This window comes from Rhizobium sp. NZLR1 (assembly GCF_017357385.1).
In the GTDB taxonomy this organism is placed as follows: Bacteria; Pseudomonadota; Alphaproteobacteria; order Rhizobiales; family Rhizobiaceae; genus Rhizobium.
In genome coordinates this window covers 104,233-125,874 of sequence record NZ_CP071635.1, presented here as the reverse complement: position 1 = coordinate 125,874, position 21,642 = coordinate 104,233, and the positions used below count along the sequence as shown (strand labels likewise).

Sequence of the window (21,642 nt, the reverse complement as noted above, 5' to 3'; positions counted from 1 at the left end):
AGCTCAAAGCTCGTAAATTCGATCTAGACCTAATCCGCGTAACGTCATACAGGCCCGCAGTGCATATGATGCCGCAACGATGGGGCCTGACACATGACCGCGCCCGTTCACATGCTCAAGAAAGCTCGACGCCTACTTGCATGGCCCTGAGCATTTATAGGAAGGCCGTCCCAAACACCCCTACCGCCGAACCAATGTTGTTTCCGACATACCCGATCGCGTGGATCGGGTCGACTGTACCTAACCCGACCGCTCCCGTGACAATCTCAACTCCGCCGGCCTGATATTTGTTCTGCAGCTGTAAGGTCGGGCACCGCCGATGGTCCGCCAGAGGTGGCTCAAAATTCGGCGGTGCACACTTCGTCCGGCTGGAAATTCGCGGGGCACGCCACGCTACTGGTTCTGCACTTCAATTGCAGGAAGCCTCTCCAAAATAATCTATCATGCAGATACCGTCCAAAAACGCATCGAGCAGTCGCCGCCGCCCAAGCACGTATTGTGGGCAGCTAGCGAACGCGATGGAATAAAGCCAGGCCGCCTAACTCTTAGCACTTAGGGATTTGCTGTTCCGCTAATTTAACAACATTGCGAATGAGATCTATATTTGCCTGATATTTTTGTATTTTGTAATACCCTTCATTTAAGCAATTGAAATAAAGAGCCTTAAGGTACCGGTGGCTTCTGAACCTTAGAAAATGGTTATAGAGGTCATCTGGATCTGCCGAGAGGATGTATTTTATTGTCCGAGCGGTCATGTGATGACTAGGCTCCACCACGATCCGGTTTAGATCCTTGATTGACTTAACGGCGGCAAAATTTAGCTCGGATTCTATGTTAGGACGATCGCCCGTGTATCGAGCAAAATACAGGAAAAATGTTTTATTCTCTAACTGCTGCTCGCGCATGAGCTCGACCAACTTGTTTTGGTGAGTGCCAGTGATCTTCACGTCGTCGATAAACAGAAGACAACGACCTTCGAAATGTTGCGAGTTGAAGTAGAACCTATCACCAGCAATCAATGATTTGCGATCCTCCCCTGAAAGAAATCCATAATCGTCCATGTAACTGATCTTTCGCGGGACAGTCGCATATTCCACATGGTTGCCTTTCGCATCAACGATGTGGTTGTTGAGGCGATCTAGCAAATGCATAGTCATTACATTTGCTGCATTCGGAACGAAATTGAATGGCGACGGAATCATCAGGCAGCGACCGTTCAGTATTGTGGATGCGTTTTTTTCGAAGAACGCGTCTGCCATCTGGTGGCCCATCTCGCGAGCGGCCTCGTCGCAACCGAACTTCAGACGCGAATATTGTTCCGGTCGAAAGGGTGCATCTTCGATTGACTGAAATTCATAAAGCGCAAACTCCTCAAACTGCGTCATAAACAGCCTCTTGAATGTCCTCAGATCTTCCCACCAGGGCACCGCGCATTCCAGCGCTGCGTGCACCTTGCAGATCGCAGATGGCGTCATCGCCCACATGCAGGATGTTGTCGGCCGCAACGCCGCACGACTTGATGATTTTGTTGAAAAATGCCTCGTTTGGCTTTGCATATCCAAGCAGGTCGGAATAGATTCCGAACCGAAATACGCATCCAAAGGTGCTCTCAAGAAAGTTGTGCATCGTAGTGCCGCTAATAAAACTCGAGTTGCTACCAATTGATAGCGTAAACCCGTCGTCTGCCAACGAACGGATTAACCTCACCGTGGTGTCCAAAACAACTGGTTTGCAATTCTCAAAAACGTGCTCAAACGCCTTTGCGATCAAACCTGGATCTTTTTGAACATTACAACGCATCATAAGCAGACGAATATTTTCGGACAGGGATGGGGCGTACCCCGTTTCGATCGCCTGTTGGTTAACCCACTTCTTGACCTCCGCGTATGCATTCCTCACAGCTGCTTCTTCCTTATCAAAACAGGTGGCGAGAAACTTGGTCCTCCTCGTCGCATGACTTGGGTTCGCTGTTACGAGAGTATTCCAGACGTCAAAAGAAATGTGACTGATCAACGTGGCTCCACGGGATCTGCGATCCCTCAAGCGATGCGTAACTGTGATTGGTCGTCCCGCAGCCGTTTCGGCTGCGGCGTGTGGGCGGGTCCGAAACGGATCGTCGGGATGCGCCACTTCCAACTGGGCGGGCAGCCCAATCCGATCCGCCGTACAAGCCGTTCCCTGGATCGGCAACATGGCGACGAATGCACTCCGACGCCGACTTCGTTTCAGGGCTCGCTTTTTTATTTTCGGCATAAAATCTCCATGACGTAGTTTGGGCAAAATGACGCTTTCAACCCGTCGCGGAAACATAAACCGGTCGCCTGGGTCAGTCAACAGTCTGCGTATAATGCCGCGGCAACAATTCAACTCGCTACTAGCGGCCGGGGTGAACCGAGCATCGGCGTACAGAGCTTCGAACCGGATGTTCAAGAAGCAACCAATCGAATCCAAGGCGAGGAGTTGACGGCGAGTGTGGCCAATCAACTGCGCCGCCACGAGGTAAACTGCATCAATTTTGACTTGATCAACGGCCTTCCAAATCAGACGGTGCAGTCCTGCGTCAACGCCGCGGGAGCTGCCGCCGCCAGGCACCCCAGTCGATTTGCCGTGTTCGGCTACGCACATGTTCCAGCCTTAGAATAAACCAACGTCTGATCGAGGAGGAGGCGCTTCGCTGCCGGACCTGTCAGCTCGCGGCCGTGGCCAACGCGCATTGCGGAAAGGCTAACTCCCGATCGGCCTCGATCATTTCGCTTTACGGGACGATGAGCTTGCGTTGGCGCAGGAGGCCGGCCGGCTGCGGCGTAACTCTTTGCGGGTATTCGGCACACTCCTGCGCAACGGTGATCGGCTGCGGGCGTCACTATTCATGGTGTAGGCGACGGCTATGTCGTCGATCTCTCCGGTCAAGGCCGGGAGCAGGTTAACTTGCGGGAGGCAAGTTGATGGGACTTGTCACAGATTCCGGCAGCTGCAGTTATACGTTGAACGGCCTGCGCTTCATGCTTTGCTAACCTTTTGCAGTCCGAAAGGCGTCGTCAGTGTTCATCCTGATCGGAGGCTAGTCCGCGCCCGACCGCGGAGCCGAGGAAGTTTGCCTCGATGCGTCCCGATTAAAATCCACGAAAACTCAATGAGGCTGACGAAGGCCGCTTCGTCGATGGAGCGGGGGCCAAGTTTGTTGTCGGCATTTTTTCTGTTGACTTGTCTAGGCGGTATCTCTATGTCGTGACGATCTACAGCCACCATATTAAAGGAAAACCGTCGCGGTGCTATTTTATGCGCAATCTGATAGGTATACTCCGAACATCGAGCGGTTGGTCTCTCCAATCCGACCGCAGTGCCTCGCGACGTGCCTCACGCTCCCCCGGCGAAGGCGAGAAGGCGAACGCCATCCGCAACGCGGGCGACAAGGTGCTGAACATCGACAATGTCAGGAACGGCGGTCGGCGGCAGCGCGGCGACCAGGAATTCACAGCAGCAATTGAAAGGTGACTGACATGACAAAAAAAAGCAGGAAGAACCCACCCAGCTCTCAGGGCGGCCGCACCGTGATCAAGGGGTCTGACATTTTTGTGTCGGCGCTTGAGAACGAGGGCGTAGTTTACATATTCGGCATCCCCGGCGAGGAAACCCTCGACCTCCTCGAGTCGCTGCGCAAGTCGAAGAAGATCAAGTTCGTGCCGACCCGACACGAACAGGGAGCCATCTACATGGCCGCGAACTATGCCCGCCTGACTGGCAAGCCCGCCGTCTGCCTGGCGACGCTCGGCCCCGGCATGCTCAACTTCTGCAACGGCGCTGGCTATGCCCAGCTCAACGGGATGCCGCTGGTGCTGATCGCCGGCCAGAAGGGGATCAAGAGCCGCCCCCAGGCGGGTTTTCAGAGGGTCGACGCCGTCGCGACTATGAAGCCCCTGACCAAGTTCGCAATGCAGATCGCGTCGAAGGAAATGATCCCTTCGACCGTCAGAGAGGCATTCCGTGTCACCAAGGAGGGAAAGCCGGGGCCAGTGTATCTTGAGCTTCCGGAAGATATCGCGGCCGATAAATACGAGGAAGTGGTAGCGCTGATTGCGCCGCACCAGCGCGACCTGCCGATAGCAAGCGATACGGCCCTCGATCGCGCCGCCGCCCGCATCACGACAGCCAAGCGTCCGCTTCTCATGTTTGGGGCCGGCGCCTCGCGGGCCGCCGTGTCGCGTCCCGGCTCTACAGCGGAAATGGCGCAGTTTGTGAACCGCACCGGCATCCCGTTCTTCACCACCCAGATGGGCAAGGGCGCAGTGCCCGAGAACTCCAGCCTCTATATTGGCACGGCGGCGCTTTCCGGAGGCGACTATGTGCACACCGCCGTCGACGAGGCCGACCTGATCATTACGATCGGCCATGACACGACCGAAAAACCGCCCTTCATCATGAAGCCAAAGGGACCGAAAGTCATCCATGTCGACGATACTCCGGCGCCAGTCGAGCAGGTCTACTTCCCGCAACTCGAGGTCATCGGCGACATCGGCCCTGCTCTCGAGGCGTTGGCGGACCGCCTCGAGGGTAAGTTGCCCAATGCCGGCGGATTGCTGCCGCTGCGCGAGGAGATCCTCTCCCGGATTTGCAACGGCGCCGATGACGCAAGCTGGCCGGTCACCCCGGATCGACTGGTGCACGCGCAAGTTCATGCGGGAAAGCGACATCGTGGCGCTCGACAATGGTCAATACAAGCTCGCGTTCGCCCGCAGCTACCGGACCTATCACCCCTATACGCTGCTGCTCGACAACGAGCTGGCGACTATGGGCGCGGGCCTGCCCTCGGCGATGATGGCAGCGATGATCAATCCCGAGCGCCGCGTCATGGCGGTCTGCGGCGACGGCGGCTTCATGATGACCAGCCAGGAGATTGAGACGGCTCGCCGCCTCAAGGTCAATCTGGTTGTGCTCATCCTGGTTGACGGCAGCTACGGCATGATCGGCTCGAAGCAGGCCGCCCGCGGTTTCACGGATTTCGGCATCTCCTTCGGCAATCCGGATTTCGTGAAATTGGCCGAAGCCTATGGCGCCAAGGGCACGCGCGTCGAAACGCTGGACGATCTGGTGCCGGCGCTTGAAGCCGCTTTCGAAGGCGGCGGCGTGCATTTGGTCGCATTGCCGATCGATTATCGCATCGACGAGTTGCGCTCGGGCAAGGCGAAACCGCCGAGCGCCTGATTGACCCGAAATAAACCGCCTCGGGGAGCCCCGGGGCGGTCGACAGCAAGGATCGGCTTTTCAGAGGGGGCGGCAGGCCGCCCTGCCGCCCGAGAGAGCCAAACAAAAGGACCAAACACATGGCCTTCACTTTCCAGACCACGCCCAACATCCGTTTCGGCGCAGGCGCGTCCAGCAAGATCGGCGAGCTCCTCAAGGGCTACAAGGCCGCCCATGTGCTGCTCGTCACCGACGAGAAGGTGTGGGCGGCCGGGCTGACGCGCAATGCGGAAGCGGCGATTGCCGAAGCCGGCATCGCGCTCACCGTGTTCGACGGCGTGGTCGTCGACGCGCCGTCGCATGTCATCGAAGCGGCGGCAGAAATCTGCCGCGAGCGCGGCTTCGACGCTGTCGTGGCGATCGGCGGCGGCAGCGCGCTGGATACGGCAAAGCTCGTCGCCTATCTCGCCAAAACCCCGGACAGGCTTGATGATATCTACGGTATCGACCTTGCCACCGGCGACCGGCTGCCACTGCTGCTGGTGCCGACCACGGCGGGCACCGGATCGGAAGTGACGCCGGTCTCCATCGTTAAAACGCTGAACAATGAGAAGAAGGCGGTGATCTCGCCGCTCCTCATCCCGGACTGGGCGATCCTCGATCCCGAACTGACGCTCGGCCTGCCGCCGCACCTCACCGCCCAGACGGGAATCGACGCCATAGTGCACGCGATCGAGGCCTATACCGGCAAGATCAAGAAGAACCCGACCTCCGACTGGCTCGCGCTGAAGGCGCTGGCGCTGCTGTCGGCCAATCTGAGGAAAGTGTGCGCGGACGGCTCTGACCTCGAAGCGCGCTCGGAAATGCTGCTCGGCTCCATGCTGGCCGGCATGGCGTTTGCCCATTCGCCGGTTGCAGCGGTGCATGCGCTCGCCTATCCGATCGGCGAGATCTTCCATGAGGCGCACGGCCTCTCCGTTGCGCTGGTCCTGCCTTACGTGTTGGAATTCAACCGGCCGGCGGCCGAAGCGCTCTATGCCGAGCTCTCCGACGTTATCCAGCCCGGCTATCGCCGCCAGTCCGATGCGGCGGACGCTGTGGCCTTCATCGCCGAGATCGAGGCGATCTGCCGAGACTGCGGGTTGCCCGGCTCGCTTTCGGCGGTTGGAATCGGCGAAGGCGATCTTTCCAAGCTGGCGGAGGATGCGATGAAACAGAAGGATCGCCTACTGGTCAACAATCCGCGCGAGCTCGACTACGACCAAGTTCGGGCGATCTATGCCAAAGCACTTGCGGGAGCGAGCAGGCTATGACCGAGCTCGGACGACAAACCGGAATCTCCACATTCAACTTACGACATCGTCGTGACCTTTGTCGGCTTTGCAACACCCATTCCACTTCGCCCGATCCCGTATTTTCCGCCCACGTAGCTGAAACAGCAGCAAATAATTGTTCGTCAGCTCAATCGGGCGGCTTGGCACGAATCTTGAGAGCTATTGCGAGGCAGCGGGAGGGACCGGCGCCATCCACATTGCGGTTTAACCGCATTGGTTCGAACACGTGAAGGAAACAAAATATGCCAGAACGGCATCAGATTGCATTCTATGGAAAGGGCGGAATTGACAAATCCACTACCAAGATTGTCTCCGGCGCCGAAGCCGTCGCGATGATCCGCTCGGGCGATACAGTCGCCTTTTCCGGCTTCGTCGGAATCGGTACGCCGGAGGCGGTGATCTGCGCCCTTGAGAAGCGTTTCCTCGAAACGGGCGAGCCGAGCAATCTCACCCTCTTCTTTGCCGCCGCCCCGGGCGACGGCAAAGACAAGGGCCTCAACCGACTTGCGCATGACGGGCTGGTGAAACGCCTCATCGGCGGGCATTTCAAGCTGGTGCCGAAGCTGGCGGAACTGGCGGTCAGCGGCAAGTGCGAGGCCTACAATCTGCCGCTCGGGATCATTTCCCATCTCTTCCGCGAGATCGCTGTGGGAAAGCCCAGGCTGATCTCGAAAGTCGGACTTCGGACCTTCGTCGACCCGCGCATCGACGGCGGCAAGCTCAATTCCAACACGACGGAAGACCTCGTCGAGCTCACGGCAATCGACGGTGAGCCGGGGCTCCTCTACAAGACCTTCCCCATCCACGTCGCCATCCTGCGCGGCACGACGGCCGATCCATCCGGCAATGTCACGATGGAGAAGGAGGCGCTGACGCTCGACAACCTGACGATCGCCACCGCCGCCAAGAACAGCGGGGGTATTGTCATCGCGCAGGTCGAGCGGATCGGCGCCGCCGGTTCGCTGAACCCTCGCGACGTCAAAATCCCCGGCCACCTGGTCGACTACGTCGTCGTCGCCGAGCCGGAACATCACATGCAGACCTATGCGACCCAATACAACGGCGCCTTCTCCGGCGAACTCCGCACGCCGCCGGACCGCGCCGCCTCCATGGAACTGAACGAACGCAAGATCATCGTGCGGCGCTGCGCCTTAGAACTGCGGAAGGGAGATGTCGTCAATCTCGGCATCGGCATGCCGGAAGGGCTTGCGGCGGTCGCGACGGAAGAGAATATCATCAACCAGCTCACGCTCACCACCGAATCCGGCACCATCGGCGGCACCCCACAGAGGGGGCTGGATTTCGGCGCGGCCATTAACCCCGAATCGATCATCGACCAGAACCAGATGTTCGATTTCATCGACGGCGGCGGGCTGGACCTCGCCTGTCTCGGCTTCGCGCAGGTCGATGCGCAAGCCAATGTCAATGTCAGTCGGTTCGGTGATGTCCTCGCCGGGGCCGGCGGCTTCATCAACATTTCTCAGAACACCCGCCTTCTCTTCTTCTGCGGCACGTTTACCAAGGACCTGCGCACGGAGATCCGGGACGGCAAGCTCGTCATCCTGCAGGAAGGGCAGGCGAAGTTTATCGAAAAGGTCGAGCAGATCACCTTCTCGGGCGAATATGCCCGCGAGACCCACCAGACCGTGCTCATCGTCACCGAGCGCTGCGTCTTCTCGCTGATCCCTGAGGGGCTGGAACTAATCGAAGTCGCGCCGGGGATCGATATCGAGCGCGACATCCTCGCCCATATGGAGTTCCGGCCGATCATCCGCCAGCCGCGCGAAATGGCGGCTGTGATCTTCGCCGACGGTCCGATGAATCTCGACCAGCTGCTGCTCGAACGCCTGCTTTCAGAGGGCATAGATTTCGATGCAGAGCGCAGCACGAGGCCCGCCCGCTATGGGCTAGACGCCGGCAACCTTGTAACCCCATCGTTTGAGGAGAAGCCCACCATGCCTACATCGCAGACCCCGGATATCCAAACGTTGACCAACCAGATCAACGAGATGCTCGCCAAGTTCAACATGCCGGGCGCCGATCCGGCAGCACTTGTTAGGGAGCAGGCCAGGAATATCGAGGCCTTCGCGCAGGCCACGCAGGTTGCCAACAAAGGCGCCTACGGCGTCGTCGAAAAGCAGCTGGAATTGTTCCGCGCGGCTTCCTCACAGCTCCTGATGATGTTTGAGGATGCGGCCCTTGCCCCCAAGGAGCGCGGCGAACTGGCGAAACAGGCTTACGAGGTGGCGCTGATCGGCTCGCGCGAGATCACCAGCATGGCGGTCAAGGCCAGCGAGAACGCTTTCGCCATCACCCGCAAGCGGATGACCGAGATTTTCGAGCAGTTCCGCAAGGCCGCGACAATCGGAAAGGATACGTGAGGCCGGACCTGTCGAACGGAAAGCATAATTCGTGCGTGAAAGGCATTGGGAATGTGCGTGGATAAGATCATCAGGAAGAGACGCAGCAACGCACGCCAGAAAGAACCGGCTCCAGGCGGAACGGTGGAGGGCTGTGATCGGCCAGTCGGCAACACCGTTTTATCGCGTTCCGTATGTATCGATTGGGGGCCGATCGACGCCGCCGTGCAGGATTAGTCTTGGGACCAGAGGATCTCTTCCCAGTTGTGCCCCCACTCTTCGAGCTGCACGAGATCGACGTCGGGCACAATTTTCTGACCAGCCCGCCGCCCGGTTGACGGCGGCGGTGCGACTGGCAAACCCTTTTTGAGGAGAAAACCATGACAGATAACGGCAACAATCAGGTGACAGGCGCCTATCCGGTTCCGAAGGAATGGGCCGAGCGCGCTTTCATCGACTCGGAGCGCTACGCGGCAATGTATGCGGCTTCGATCGCCGACCCCGAGGGGTTCTGGGGCGAGCACGGCAAGCGCATCCACTGGTTCAAGCCTTACGGCACCGTCAAGAACACCTCGTTCGAGCCGGGCAAGGTTTCGATTAAATGGTTCGAAGACGGCACCACCAATGTCTCCTATAATTGCGTCGACCGGCATCTGCCCGAGCGGGGCGATCAGATCGCCATCATCGGGGTGCGGGACGACCCGAAAGATGACGCCGTCCGGATCACCTATCGCGAACTACACGCCCATGTTATGAAATGGGCGAACGTCCTGAAGAAGCAAGGCGTCAAGAAGGGCGATCGCGTCACCCTCTACCTGCCGATAATCCCCGAAGCCGCCTATGCGAAGCTCGCCTGCGCGCGCATCGGCGCGGTCCATTCCTTCGTCGTCGGCGGTTACGCGTCCGATAGACTGGCAAGCTGCATCGCCGATGCCGCGAGCACCGTCGTGGTGACCGCAGACCAAAGCCCACGCGGCGGGCGCAATAAGCCGATGAAGGTCAATGTCGACGCGGCGCTGGATAAGCTCCCCGAGGTGGTGACAAGCGTCATCGTTGTCAAGCGGACCGGCGCGGCCGTCAGCATGCTGAAAGGCCGCGATCACTATTACGACGAACTGGCCGTGACCGTTCCCGACGAATGCCCGCCCGAGGAAATGAACGCTGAGGACCCGCTGTTCATCCTCTATACGTCGGGTTCCACCGGCAAGCCGAAAGGCGTGGTGCACACGACGGGCGGTTATCTCGTCTATGCGGCGATGACACATGAATATGTCTTCGATTATCGCCACGGCGACGTCTACTGGTGTACGGCCGATGTCGGCTGGGTGACCGGCCACTCCTATATGGTCTACGGGCCTCTGGCGAACTGCGCGACTACGCTGATGTTCGAGGGCGTGCCGAACTTCCCGGATCAGGGTCGTTTCTGGGAAGTCATCGACAAGTACAAGGTCAACATCTTCTATACGGCGCCGACGGTGATTCGCTTGCTGATGGGTGCCGGCGACGACTTCGTGACGCGCTCCTCGCGCTCTTCACTGCGCCTGCTCGGCACGGTCGGCGAGCCGATCGATCCCAAGTCTTGGGAATGGTACTACAATGTGGTCGGCGACAAGCGCTGCCCTGTTATCGATACGTGGTGGCAGACCGAGACCGGCGGCATCCTGATTACGCCGCTGCCTGGCGCCACCGACCTGAAGCCAGGCTCCGCCAGCAAGCCCTTCTTCGGCGTCAAGCCCGAGCTCGTGGATAAGGCGGGAGACGTGCTCGACGGCGTTGCAGACGGCTACCTGGTGATCGCCGACAGCTGGCCGGGCCAGATGCGCACGCTGTACCGTGATCATGAGCGCTTCGAGGCATATTTTTCCACCTATCCCGGCAAATTTTACACCGGCGACGGCTGCCGGCGCGATGCGGACGGTTATCTCTGGATCACCGGCCGCGTCGACGACGTCATCAACGTCTCCGGCCACCGCATGGGCACGGCGGAGATCGAATCCGCCCTTGTCGCCCACGCCAAGGTCTCGGAAGCCGCGGTAGTCGGCTATCCTCACAAGATTAAGGGTCAGGGCATCTACGCCTACGTCACCCTCATAGATGGCGAAAACGACGACGACGACCTGCGGAAGGAACTCGTTTCCTGGGTGCGCGGGAAGATCGGCCCCCTCGCTTCGCTCGACAAGATCCAATTTGCCCCCGGCCTGCCGAAAACCCACTCGGGAAAAATTCTGCGCCGCATCTTGGGCAAGATCGCTGAGGACGATTTTGCCGACCTCGGTGACACCTCGACGCTCGTCGATCCCGCGGTCGTCGACGATCTGATAGTCAACCGACAGAACCGGAAGGATGGCTGATGGCAGCATAAGATGAAGACGTGGGTTCCAGCGCGTCGTCGCATCGGCGCCGACGAGACGATCAGGGAAAAGACAATCCGCAGGCAGACCTACGAAGGAGGGAATGATGAGATTGATCATGCTTGGACCGCCGGGGGCGGGCAAGGGAACGCAGGCAGCGCGCCTCGCCGAGCGGCTGGGCGTGCCGCAGCTGTCATCGGGAGATATGCTGCGCGCCGCTGCCGCCAAGGGCTTGCCGGTTGGCCTTGCGGCGCGCGACCTTATGGCGCGGGGCGAACTGGTTGGCGACGGCATCGTCGTCAATTGCGTCCTCGAATGCATCGCCGAGCCGGGCGCTGCGTCCGGCTTCATCCTCGACGGCTTTCCCCGCACGCTGGGACAGGCGCGGGCCCTCGATGAAGCGCTCGAAAAGGCACACCTCGGTCTGGATGCGGTGCTCGAACTGAACGTCGACGAATCCGTGCTGCTAGACCGCATCATCTATCGGGCGCGCGAGGCCAAGGCCGCAGGCCGGCCGGTGCGCGCCGACGACAATCCGGAAGCGCTGAAAGTCAGGCTCGAGGCCTACCGGACGCAGACGCAGCCGCTCGCGGACTACTACCGCACCGCCGGGCTCCTACGCACCGTTAATGGGCTGAGGCCCGTCGATGAGGTTACGTCCAGCCTTGTTGCGGAATTGCGGCTCCATCGCAAGCCCGAAAGCGAACAAACCAGTCTGTCGCGGGCCGAATTCGAATGAGTCAGGAAAGGTGATCCGAATTCGCGCTCCATGATGATCAAACAGGCAAAAACAGAGTGATCGCCCGCGAGGACATCTCCCACATGCCCGAGTTCATCAACGTGCTGTCGAGTCGGGAGGAGACGATACGCGAGGTCCAGAGGCGCTCAAGGAGCATGGAAAGGAGGTGATCCGAACTTCGCGCTCGCCATTCTCGCGCGCTCATAGCTCCCAACGTTCTCTTTCTCCATTGGGAGTGTCGACTGGGTTCTCTTTTTCTTTGGCCACAGCCCATAAGTACAACGATTGACAGAGCGGCGCCCGGCAAGAGTCACTTTGCTCTCCTTGGTCCGTTACGTACGCTACCCTATTGTTTACAAACTAAAATTGAGTTGCGCACCTATGCGGGGCGTCTGTCGATTTCATCTCAGCATATTGCGGAGTTAAGCGATGCAGATAGCCTACTACTATGGCAAGTACCGCCCGTCATCAGACGTAGAACACGCACGAGACGCCTTCGACTACGTAGGTGGCGCACTCATGCGGCACCCTGAACGGGAAGCGGAGCCGATACTCCGAACACTCGCTGCAGCATGCCTGATTATTTTAATTTGCGTCGCCGTGGCGTTTGCCGCCAAAAGCGGCGTCGGCGACCTCGACCGCGGGGACGCCCGACTTCTAATCTCGGAATGCAAGGTGCACACATTACAGCGCAACCAATGCGCCTACGTGTTGGCTACAGCATTTCATGAAACTAGATGCCTTATGAAGCCGGTGCGCGAGACTCTCGCGATATCTGACTTTCAGGCGATTGCCCGTCTTGACAGCGCATGGGCAAAGGGCGGGCTGCCTTGGGTCTCCTCCCCATATTGGCGTCAAGGCTGGTTTGGGAGAGGATACGCCCAACTCACGCACAAGAAAAACTACCGCGTGGCCAGCATCAAGCTCGGCATTGATCTCGTTTCCGTTCCAGCAAGAGCACTGGTACCGGAAATTGCGGCGAAGGTGCTTGTCATGGGCTTGAAGGAAGGCTGGTTTACCGGCAAGAAGCTCTCGGATTACATTAATCTTCGGGCAACCAACTTCATCGACGCTCGCCAAGTTATCAATGGAATGGATTGTGCGGATAAGATCGCGGCATATGCCGTCGCGTACGCCGCCGCCCTTGAGCAGGACGGCTATGGTGTGACTGGAGTTGAAGCAAAGGTCGGCGCTCCATAGCAGCAACTCACTGCGAAAAACCAAGTCGCTCGTCCCGTTCCAGCGTCCTCGGGGCCAGGGCGATGACCGGGCCTGTCGCAAATTTTCTTAGTTAACCGTCTGTTGACGCTCGCCGGAGAAATTCTCGCTTCGAGTTTGTGGAGCGAGCCTGTGATTCTGAATACCATTGCCGAGAAGCTGAAGCGCTGGTCGAAAGATGATTTCAAAGGGCGGCATTTCGAGCATGGCTCATCGTGCAGGCGGCGGCCTGGTATCTGCGGTATCCGCTCAGCTACCGAGACCTTGAGGAGATGTTCCAAGAGCGCGGCTTCGAAGTGGACCACAGCACGATTAACCGCTGGGTACTTGCCTATGCTCCGATGATCGAGAAGCGGCTGCGCCAGTTTCGGCGCTCGCATTGTGGTTCGGTCAGGATCGACGAGACCTACGTCAAGATCCGCGGTAAGTGGCGTTACCTGTACGGCAAGTCCGGCAAAGGCGATTGCACCGCCATGTTTCTCGATCGTGAGGGCAAGGTGCAGTCTGCCCATTTTCGGATGCCGGAAGCCAGACAAGCGAAAGGCAAGGGCGATCCGACCGCGCCCGGCGGCGAGGACGGAAACGAGGCCATCGACGTTTCAGCCAAGACCCGGCCGGACGTGACCCGAAACGGCATCGGCATGATCGGCGATTTCCGCACCGACGCGCTGCACGAGGCGCTGGCACGGGCTCCGATCGAGGACGATACGCTCATGGCAATGCTGGTGCTTGCGTTTGCCGGGCAGAACGTCTCGGTCGACTCCGGCTCCGAAGTCTCCGGGCATCTCTATGGGTCCAGGCGGTTCGTCCGGCACGTCGTCCGGCTGATCGGTGAAAGCGGCAAGCTGGTGTTCGACATGGATACGCTACGCGTCGTGGCTAGATTGACCTTGATCGACGCGCTGTCGGCCCGCACCAATCGTTCGGACAGCGGCGTCGTTGTCCGGGTCGCCGGCGATGCCATCGGTGCCGACGCTTATCTTCCGAACATGGGCACGGAGGAGTTCCTCGCGTGCCTCTCTCGCCCGGCATTGGAAGCGTCCTGCGGCGGCACGAGTGTCGTTCCCTGCCCGCGCGTCCGGGACACCCGCGCTGCCCTTGTCGAGCACTTCAAGGAAGAGCGCTTCGTGCATCAGTCTGCCCTCTTCGCGCCCGATGACGCGAAGCTGGCCGAGTGGCTTGCCAAGAGCATGGAACATGGTGGCAAGGACGACTAATTGCCCGCCGGGGGATCGTTCCTTCCGGGCGAAGACGCCCCACGCCGGACCGCGGAGCGGATCGCTGAGGTTGTCTCGCTGCGTCCTCAATAAGAGAAAATTCAATGAGGGACGAAAGGCCTTCCGATCGAGTCGGGAAGTTTGTTGGCGTGGCAGCTTATTGACAGTTGACTAATAAATAACGGTTCTATATCGCCATGACGGAATAATGACTTTATACATATGCAAAACCGTCAGGAGGCACTTTATGCACACTTTGAGAATGCGCATGGTCAAGAGGCCAACCTCCTTGTCTCGGCGATTGAGAACGAGGGGGTCCGGTACATCTTCGGCGTCTCCTGTCACGACGGGGAGATCGGCACTCTCACAAAAGAAGGACTGTCGCAATGGCCCGCACCCGCAGAAGCCATTTCAGAAGAAGAGATCACCAGCGTGTATTTGTCGAGCGGCTGCGGAACGTATTTCAGCCCAATGCGTTCGGCCGTCCGCTTTGCGACACGCCCGTTCAACACCCAATTCCGGTAAAGGAGCAGCCCATGGCTACCGTGAAAGTCGATATCAATAACTTCCAGTCGGAAGTTCTGGAATCCGCAGAACCCGTCGTCGTCGATTTCTGGGCCGAATGGTGCGGTCCGTGCAAGATGATTGCTCCGAGCCTCGAAGAAATCGCTGTCGAGATGGAAGGCAAGGTCAAGGTCGCCAAGCTGAATATCGATGAGAACCCGGAACTCGCTGCACAGTTCGGTGTGCGCTCCATTCCGACCCTTGCAATCTTCAAGGGCGGCGAAGTTGCCGATATCTCTGTCGGCGCAAAGCCGAAGACGGCCCTTTCGAACTGGATTTCGAGCGCTGCCTGATTGATATCGACGAATTTATTTCACATTGACGAAAAAGCCCGGCTCGACCGGGCTTTTTCATTTCGCAGCCTTCATTTCGGCGGCGTGCCGTTGTCGGCAAGCACGTCACCGACGAGATAGAGAGAGCCGCCGACCAGGATGCGCGGCGGCAATGCCTCCGGATCGAGAACAGCTTTTATCGCTTCCAGCGCATCGCCGACCGTCAACATCGGTTCGGCAACCAAACCGGCATCATAAGCGGCATTTGACAATATCACGGGATCGATCATCGCTTCGCTGCCGCGGATCGGCACGCAGAAAACCTTCTCGACCAGGCCGGTAAAGGCCTTGAAATAGCCGACCGGATCCCTGGTATTGATCATGCCGATGATCAGAAAAAGCGGCCAAGACTGGCGTTCCTCGAAATTGGCCATGGCTTCGGCAATCACTTCGCCGGCACCGGGATTATGCCCGCCATCGATCCAGATCTCGGCGCCGGGCGGCCTTGTAGCCCTTGAGGACGTCGGCGATCTTGCTGGATGCGCCTGCCTCGAATGTTTGGCGGGGTCTGGAAGATAAACTGTTTCATGTTGTGGTCCTCCTGTTGCTTTCTCGGACAGCAGGGCCTGCCGTCCGCTCTGAAAAGATGATCATTGCTGTTGACCTCCTGGGCTCCTGAGGGCGGTTTATCCCGGTTACGCTTTGCGCGAGTTGCAGCTCGTCGGTGAGCACTCACTTGTTCTCCGCATAATCGATCGGCACTACGACGACATGGACGCCGCCGCCTTCGAAAGCGGCTTCCAGCGCTGGCACCAGATCGTCCAGCGCTTCGACGCGCGTGCCCTTGACCCCATAGGCTTCGGCCAATTTCCCGAAATCCGGATTGTCGACGGTGTTGCCGAAATCCGGGAAACCGCGGGCGGCCTGCTTATGGCGGATCATGCCGTAGCCGCCGTCCTCCACGATGAGCACGACCAGGTTGAGCTTGAGGCGGCGGGCCGTCTCCAGTTCCTGGCTGGTCATGTGGAAGCCGTTGTCGCCGCAGACCGCCATGACGCGGCGCCCGGGATTGAGCATCGCGACAATAATCGCCGACGGCAGTCCCGCGCCCACGGGCGGAGGGGTTTTGTAGGGTTGCCGACATGTCGTGTCGCAATCCGTCCCGATCACCACCGCAAACGCAGGGGCGGTTCGATAGGCTTCAGGGCGAAAAATGCGCGATTGGGCGAAGACGAATGCGTGTCGCGAAGCCGACAAAGGTGACGAGATGTCGTAAGTTGATTGTCATCAACAACCGACCCCACCCGAAACACTGGTAGGCCAGTGCTATCCCGCTAACCATTCCTCGGGATAGGATCCCACTTGCCCACAGCTTCAGGCGGCAATGATGAAGAACAAAGAATGACCAGTATTTAGACCCGCGCTCCTAAGCCCGCGCGAATGCCTCAACGCAGCCTTGAAAGAGCAACCGTCGAAACCACAGGTTACCGAAGTGGTTCACAATTTCGTATGCGGCGGTTGGGACGCAGCAGAGATGCACAGGCGCTGCCAATGACGGTCAAATAGAAGTGATCTGGCCACGGTCCATGCGATAAACCATATCGAGGCCCTTACCGGCGTGCCGAAGATCGGCGCCGGAAAGAAGGATGGAAAGACCAAGCGGCTGCAGGGATGCGACTACCTCGGAAATGCGCTTGGAAAGCGCGGGGGCGACGCCTTCGAATGGCTCGTCTAGCATTAACAGCTGGGTGCCAGTCATGCGTGCGCGACCGATGGCCACGAGTTTCTGCTGGCCGCCTGAAAGCTGCAGGGCGCGGCGATGGCGGAAGTCCGCTGCCTCCGGAATGAGCGCATAGACATCGTCGAGCCGCTTCTGCGCATCTGTGACGCCAGCTGCCCATGCCGGAATAAGCAGGTTTTCCTCAACAGTCAGTTCGGGAATAAGGCGCCGGTCTTCCGGCGCGAAGCCCATCTGGTGGTGCACGCGCAGATGCGGCGCCTCACGTGAAATGTCCTTCTTCTCATAATGGATCGAACCTGCCCGGAGTGGCAAGAGCCCCATTATCGCACGCATCAACGTGGTCTTGCCGGCACCATTGCGGCCGACGATTCCGACCATCGAGCGGGCTTCGACCTTCATGGAAACGTCACGCAGAATAGGTACCCCGCCGATGGAGACGTTGATTGACTTCACTTCAAGCATGGTTATCCTCCCTGCGAACGCAATGTTCTTCACCAATGATGAGTTCGCGCACTTGTCGGTCGCTGAGGACCGTTTCCGGAGGTCCATCAATCAGCACCCGGCCTTCGAAGAAAGCGAGCACGCGGTCGGAGTAGCGGCCAACGATCTCCATGTCGTGTTCGACGAAGAGCACGCTGACGCCTGCGACACGGGTCGCATCAATAATGCGGTCCATGACCGAGAATTTTTCTTCGCTGGCGACACCGCTCGTCGGCTCGTCCAGGAAAAGAACCTTCGGCTTGCCAACCATGGCAATTGCAATGTCGAGAAGCTTGCGGATGCCTTCGGGCATCGTGCCGGCAATCGAGTTGCGGAACGCTCCAAGTCCGAACACCTCGAGCCTCTCGTCAGCATGGGTCGCGAGCTCGTCGTCGGAAAGAATTGAAAAGCCCTTGATGCCAACGCTGTCCGTGGCGCTGTAGGCAAACATCAGGTTCTCAATCGCTGTCAGCGAGTTGAACAATTGCGGAATCTGAAAGGACCGGGCAACGCCGCGCCGAGTGATCTGACGAGGTGAAAGCCCGACGATTTCCTGTCCGTCGAGCAGGATCGAACCGGAGTCCGGGCCGAGGTAGCCCGTAATCATATTGATAAACGTCGTCTTGCCGGCGCCGTTTGTGCCGATCAGCCCCGAAATCGTTCCAGACATGATGTCGACATTCACGTCGTTTGCGGCAGTTACCGCGCCGAACCGCTTAATGAGGCTCTTTGCTTCAATAATCGGCTTCATGCTTTTTCTCCTGCCTCGACGGTGGTCGTGTTGCGCTTACCGAAACGGATGCCGCCCAGGCCTGTCGGCAGGAACAGGATCATCGAGAGGATGATGACGCCAAGTACCAGTTGCCAAGTGTTGGGGGCATGCTGATAGGCGAACGTCCTGACAAATTCGAGTGCAAGCGCGGCGATGAAGGGCGTGAAGATGTTGCCAGTACCGGCAAGGACTGCGATCACCACGAATTCGCCCGAGGTTGCCCAGAAGGCCATTTCCGGATCCACATGCGCGACGAGAATGCCGCTCATGGAGCCACCTACGGCGGCTAGAATTGCCGCAAGGATGTAGGAGAGATAGATCGTCTTGCTTGCAGACGCGCCGAGATACTCGACGCGAATCTCGTTATCCTTGATGCCAGGCAGCAGGCGACCGAGCGCCGTCTTGCCGAAGTACCAGACGGTTATCACCGCTGTGAAACAGATCAGGACGAGGATAACGAGGCCGTTGAAACGCGCAGTACCGCTCAGCGGCAGGCCGAACAAGGTCACGCCTCGGATGTTGAAGCCGTCCGTGCCGCCAAGTTCCACCGACTTCACCAGAAGACCGTAGAGAAGCATCGACAGGGCGAGCGTCAGCATCGCGAAGAAGATGTCGCGGTAACGCGACAGAAGGAGACCGGCGACTGCTGCAGTCGCCGCGGCGATGACGACCGGGGCGATGAGCAAGAGAACCGCTTCGTTGATTCTCCAGAGATTGACCATCAAGCCGACGGAATAGCCGCCGATAGCATAATAAAGTCCCTGGCCGAACGAGACCAACCCAGCGCGCATCATCAGCACGAGGCCGAGAACCGCGAGCCCCTTGGCAAGGCCGATCGAGATGACGAAGTTCCAGGTGGGTAGCGCCCAGGCCGCGACGATTAGGAAAAGTGCCGCGCCGACGGCGACCGGCACAAAGGTTTTGGTTTTGTTCATCATATCTTGCGCAGCTCCACACCGGAAAACAGCCCCTGCGGACGTATGGCGAGAACGATAGCCATCACTGCATAGATGCTGAACACTTCGACTTCGGGCCAATAGTGGACCGCAAGTGAGCGGACGAAGCCGACGATCAGGGCGCCGACAATGGTGCCAGGAATCGATCCAAGCCCCCCGATCACCACCGCTGCGAACATCATGACGACCACTTCGACGCCCATGCCCGGCGCCACCGAGATGGTCGGCGCTGTGAAGGCGCCGCCGAGTGCGGCGAGGATCGAGCCGACCACAAAGGCCGACACTTTCCAGCGGCTGACATTGATGCCCATCGCCTGCGATACTTCCGGATCATGAATGACGGCGCGCAGCATCTTCCCCTTGGCAGTGAATTGCAGAAACCACGTCAGGAGACCACCACTGACGATCGCCACGACGACGACAATGAGGTTGTAGGTCGGATAGACAAGGGGGCCGAGATAGACGTTGCCGAATGCCCACACCGGGTCGGAGGCTATCCATGGATCGACACCCCAGATGAGCTTCACCACGTCTTCCAGAATGAGGAAGAGCGCATAGGTTACCAGCAGCAGCACGACGGGATCGCGCCCCGCGAAAAAGCGCAGGACGCCCCGTTCGACGACGAGGCCGACAATCGTACCGGCGATCAGCGCCGCGACAATCATGACCGGAATGCTTCCAGCGGGCGGCAGGCCCTGGGCGAACCACCAACCCAGCAGAGTCACCGACATGTAGGCGCCGATGGCATAGAACGTGCCATGGGCCATGTTGAGGATCTTCATCACCCCGTAGATCAGCGTCAGGCCGACTGCGATGATGAAGAGCCATGCGGAATACAGAATGCCGTCAATAATAGCGCCTAGAAACGCGTTCATGCCACACACCATTTCGAAACGACGGGCGGGATTCATCTTTCGGTGCCAGCGTGGCATGCGACGGGCGAAAACCGCTTCAAAGGGATTGCGGCGCCAAACGCGCCGGGAGAACCCGCGCAAGCGATGCCGCGGTGGACAAGTCACTTCAGCTTATTCTTGATCCACTCATGGCTGGTCATGCCTTCCGGTGGGTTCACCCTTTCTGGAGCGTAACGGATCACATCGACGAAGGTCAGCTTGCCATTGACGGTTTTGATGCGGCCATAGACCATTTCCTGCACAGCCTGGTTGCCCTTGCCCATCGACATCTTCACTTCGCCCGAGGGACCCTGGAAGGTGGAACCCTTGAGAGCAGCGGCGATCTCCTCCGTAGTCGGCGTCTTGGCGGTGTCGCCGCCCTGTGCCTTCTCATAAGCGAACTTCGCCGCAAAAAGCGTCTGCACCATGTGGTAGGACGGATAGCTGGGGGGCGTGGCGGACTTGGCGTTGTAAGCGGTTTTGAACCAGTCGTTATAGGCGTTGTCCGGTGCAAAGATGCCGTTTGGACCGCGGGCGCCGATGATGGTGCCATCTGGGATTTGTTTGGCCTGGCGATGAATCGCCGTTTCGCCTGCCGTCAGAACGACAGTGGCGTTCTTGAATAGATCGCGTGGCGCTCCCTGAAGCACGAGACCCTCAAGGTCGCCACCCCAGAAGCTCGAATGAATGATATCGGGTTTGCTGCCGAGAATTGCGGAGATTTCAGTATTGTACTGACCGGCACCGAGCTTCGGCATCTGCGAGGTCGTCAGCGTCACTTCGGGGCGAAGGCTCTTCAGTGTGCCCTCGAAGTCGTTCCAGGCGTCCTGACCCCAGGCGTAGTTCTGGTTGATGCCGGCGTAGGTGTTGAATTTCTTGACTGTCTCGTTGACGTAGAGTGCGGCACCGGCGTTGTCCATCGTCGCGGTTGCAACGGGGCGGAATACATATTCGTAGTCAGCTTCCTCGAAGATGCGCGGCGTGCCGCAATCGAAGAGAAGTGTCATGGTCTTCAGTTCTTCGGCAACAGGCGCGACCGCAAGACAATCGCCCGAGGACGTGTAGCCTACGATCATGTCTACGCCCTTCTGTTCGACGAGGTTGCGTAGTTCGGAAACCTGCTTGGTGGTGCCACCGGCCTCGTCGATGACGACGAGTTCGATCGGACGGCCGCCGAAGCCGACCTTGTCATACGGCGCCGGGAGCTTGCCACCGGCATTGACCTGCTCGGCGAAGACTTCGGCGGCAATCTTTGCGGGGATGCCGAAGGGACCAGCCGGTGCACCGGACAGGAACGTCACAACACCAATAGTGAAGGGCTTTGGCTCCTGAGCCGAGAGGCCATCGGGGGCGGTGGCAGACAGAAAGATGGCTGCAATGGTCAGAGACCACGACTTTTTCATAGATTCCTCCTCTACGGCAAATTGCCTGTTCCGGTGCAATGACACGCTTGCGTGGTAGGCCGAAAGCGTCCTCTCACGCTGCGGCCACGCCACCGAGTTCATTATGTTGAACTAGGTTCATTACTGTGTATAGTGAGTATTGCAACCAACGTCAAGATGGA

Annotated in this window: 15 protein-coding genes and 5 pseudogenes; 11 read left to right on the top strand and 9 right to left on the bottom strand. The window is 58.8% G+C overall.

Annotated features, from left to right (window positions below; genetic code table 11):
- Positions 1-545: 545 nt before the first annotated feature.
- Positions 546-1,385, bottom strand: coding sequence for a phosphoribosyltransferase family protein (locus J3O30_RS29610; RefSeq protein ID WP_028756140.1), 840 nt, complete (start codon positions 1,383-1,385; stop codon positions 546-548).
- A complete protein-coding gene (locus tag J3O30_RS29605) occupies positions 1,372-2,625 on the bottom strand; it encodes an HAD-IA family hydrolase (RefSeq protein WP_028756141.1) in 1,254 nt (417 codons plus the stop codon). Before J3O30_RS29605 ends, J3O30_RS29610 begins: the two co-directional genes overlap by 14 nt.
- Before the next feature lie 603 nt (positions 2,626-3,228).
- Here J3O30_RS29605 and J3O30_RS29600 point away from each other — a divergent pair.
- The 11 genes and pseudogenes from J3O30_RS29600 (at position 3,229) to trxA (ending at position 15,257) form a co-directional block, all read left to right on the top strand.
- A complete protein-coding gene (locus J3O30_RS29600; RefSeq protein WP_131624601.1) occupies positions 3,229-3,495 on the top strand; it encodes a hypothetical protein in 267 nt (88 codons plus the stop codon).
- A gap of 56 nt (positions 3,496-3,551) precedes the next feature.
- Positions 3,552-5,202, top strand: a pseudogene (locus J3O30_RS29595) (acetolactate synthase large subunit).
- A gap of 119 nt (positions 5,203-5,321) precedes the next feature.
- Complete coding sequence (locus tag J3O30_RS29590; RefSeq protein ID WP_164570258.1) at positions 5,322-6,494, top strand: iron-containing alcohol dehydrogenase; 1,173 nt, start codon at positions 5,322-5,324, stop codon at positions 6,492-6,494.
- A gap of 263 nt (positions 6,495-6,757) precedes the next feature.
- On the top strand, positions 6,758-8,896 hold the full coding sequence (locus tag J3O30_RS29585; protein WP_245518325.1) for a malonate decarboxylase subunit alpha: 2,139 nt from the start codon (positions 6,758-6,760) through the stop codon (positions 8,894-8,896).
- A 359-nt stretch (positions 8,897-9,255) separates the two neighbouring features.
- Positions 9,256-11,226, top strand: a complete 1,971-nt coding sequence (gene acs / locus J3O30_RS29580; RefSeq protein WP_049810880.1) for an acetate--CoA ligase — start codon at positions 9,256-9,258, stop codon at positions 11,224-11,226.
- 106 nt (positions 11,227-11,332) lie between these two features.
- Positions 11,333-11,965 carry an adenylate kinase gene (locus J3O30_RS29575; RefSeq protein ID WP_028756144.1) on the top strand — a complete coding sequence of 211 codons (633 nt, stop codon included), beginning with the start codon at positions 11,333-11,335 and terminating at the stop codon, positions 11,963-11,965.
- Between the two features lie 429 nt (positions 11,966-12,394).
- Positions 12,395-13,165 (top strand): hypothetical protein, encoded by a 771-nt coding sequence (locus J3O30_RS29570; RefSeq protein WP_183628102.1) that lies wholly within the window; start codon positions 12,395-12,397, stop codon positions 13,163-13,165.
- A gap of 150 nt (positions 13,166-13,315) precedes the next feature.
- Positions 13,316-13,626, top strand: a pseudogene (locus J3O30_RS29565) (IS6 family transposase); the annotation flags it as partial.
- Positions 13,621-14,376, top strand: a pseudogene (locus J3O30_RS29560) (plasmid partitioning protein); the annotation flags it as partial. The pseudogenes J3O30_RS29565 and J3O30_RS29560, both read left to right, overlap by 6 nt.
- A gap of 246 nt (positions 14,377-14,622) precedes the next feature.
- Complete coding sequence (locus tag J3O30_RS29555; RefSeq protein ID WP_077987947.1) at positions 14,623-14,925, top strand: hypothetical protein; 303 nt, start codon at positions 14,623-14,625, stop codon at positions 14,923-14,925.
- 11 nt (positions 14,926-14,936) lie between these two features.
- Complete coding sequence (gene trxA, locus J3O30_RS29550; RefSeq protein ID WP_003544118.1) at positions 14,937-15,257, top strand: thioredoxin; 321 nt, start codon at positions 14,937-14,939, stop codon at positions 15,255-15,257.
- A gap of 71 nt (positions 15,258-15,328) precedes the next feature.
- Here the strand turns inward: trxA and J3O30_RS29545 are convergent.
- The 7 genes and pseudogenes from J3O30_RS29545 to J3O30_RS29515 form a co-directional block, all read right to left on the bottom strand.
- Positions 15,329-15,733, bottom strand: a pseudogene (locus J3O30_RS29545) (bifunctional folylpolyglutamate synthase/dihydrofolate synthase); the annotation flags it as partial.
- A 235-nt stretch (positions 15,734-15,968) separates the two neighbouring features.
- Positions 15,969-16,349 (bottom strand): annotated as a pseudogene (locus J3O30_RS29540) (thiamine pyrophosphate-dependent enzyme); the annotation flags it as partial.
- A gap of 445 nt (positions 16,350-16,794) precedes the next feature.
- Complete coding sequence (locus tag J3O30_RS29535; RefSeq protein WP_245500483.1) at positions 16,795-17,475, bottom strand: ATP-binding cassette domain-containing protein; 681 nt, start codon at positions 17,473-17,475, stop codon at positions 16,795-16,797.
- Entirely contained in the window at positions 17,432-18,208 is a 777-nt protein-coding gene (locus J3O30_RS29530) for an ABC transporter ATP-binding protein (RefSeq protein WP_028756304.1), read from the bottom strand. The genes J3O30_RS29535 and J3O30_RS29530 overlap by 44 nt, the downstream gene beginning before the upstream one ends.
- Complete coding sequence (locus J3O30_RS29525) at positions 18,205-19,164, bottom strand: branched-chain amino acid ABC transporter permease (RefSeq protein WP_245315054.1); 960 nt, start codon at positions 19,162-19,164, stop codon at positions 18,205-18,207. The genes J3O30_RS29530 and J3O30_RS29525 overlap by 4 nt, the downstream gene beginning before the upstream one ends.
- Positions 19,164-20,060, bottom strand: a complete 897-nt coding sequence (locus J3O30_RS29520) for a branched-chain amino acid ABC transporter permease (RefSeq protein WP_028756302.1) — start codon at positions 20,058-20,060, stop codon at positions 19,164-19,166. Before J3O30_RS29520 ends, J3O30_RS29525 begins: the two co-directional genes overlap by 1 nt.
- Positions 20,061-20,200: 140 nt before the next feature.
- Positions 20,201-21,481 carry an ABC transporter substrate-binding protein gene (locus J3O30_RS29515; RefSeq protein ID WP_207585700.1) on the bottom strand — a complete coding sequence of 427 codons (1,281 nt, stop codon included), beginning with the start codon at positions 21,479-21,481 and terminating at the stop codon, positions 20,201-20,203.
- Positions 21,482-21,642 lie beyond the last annotated feature (161 nt).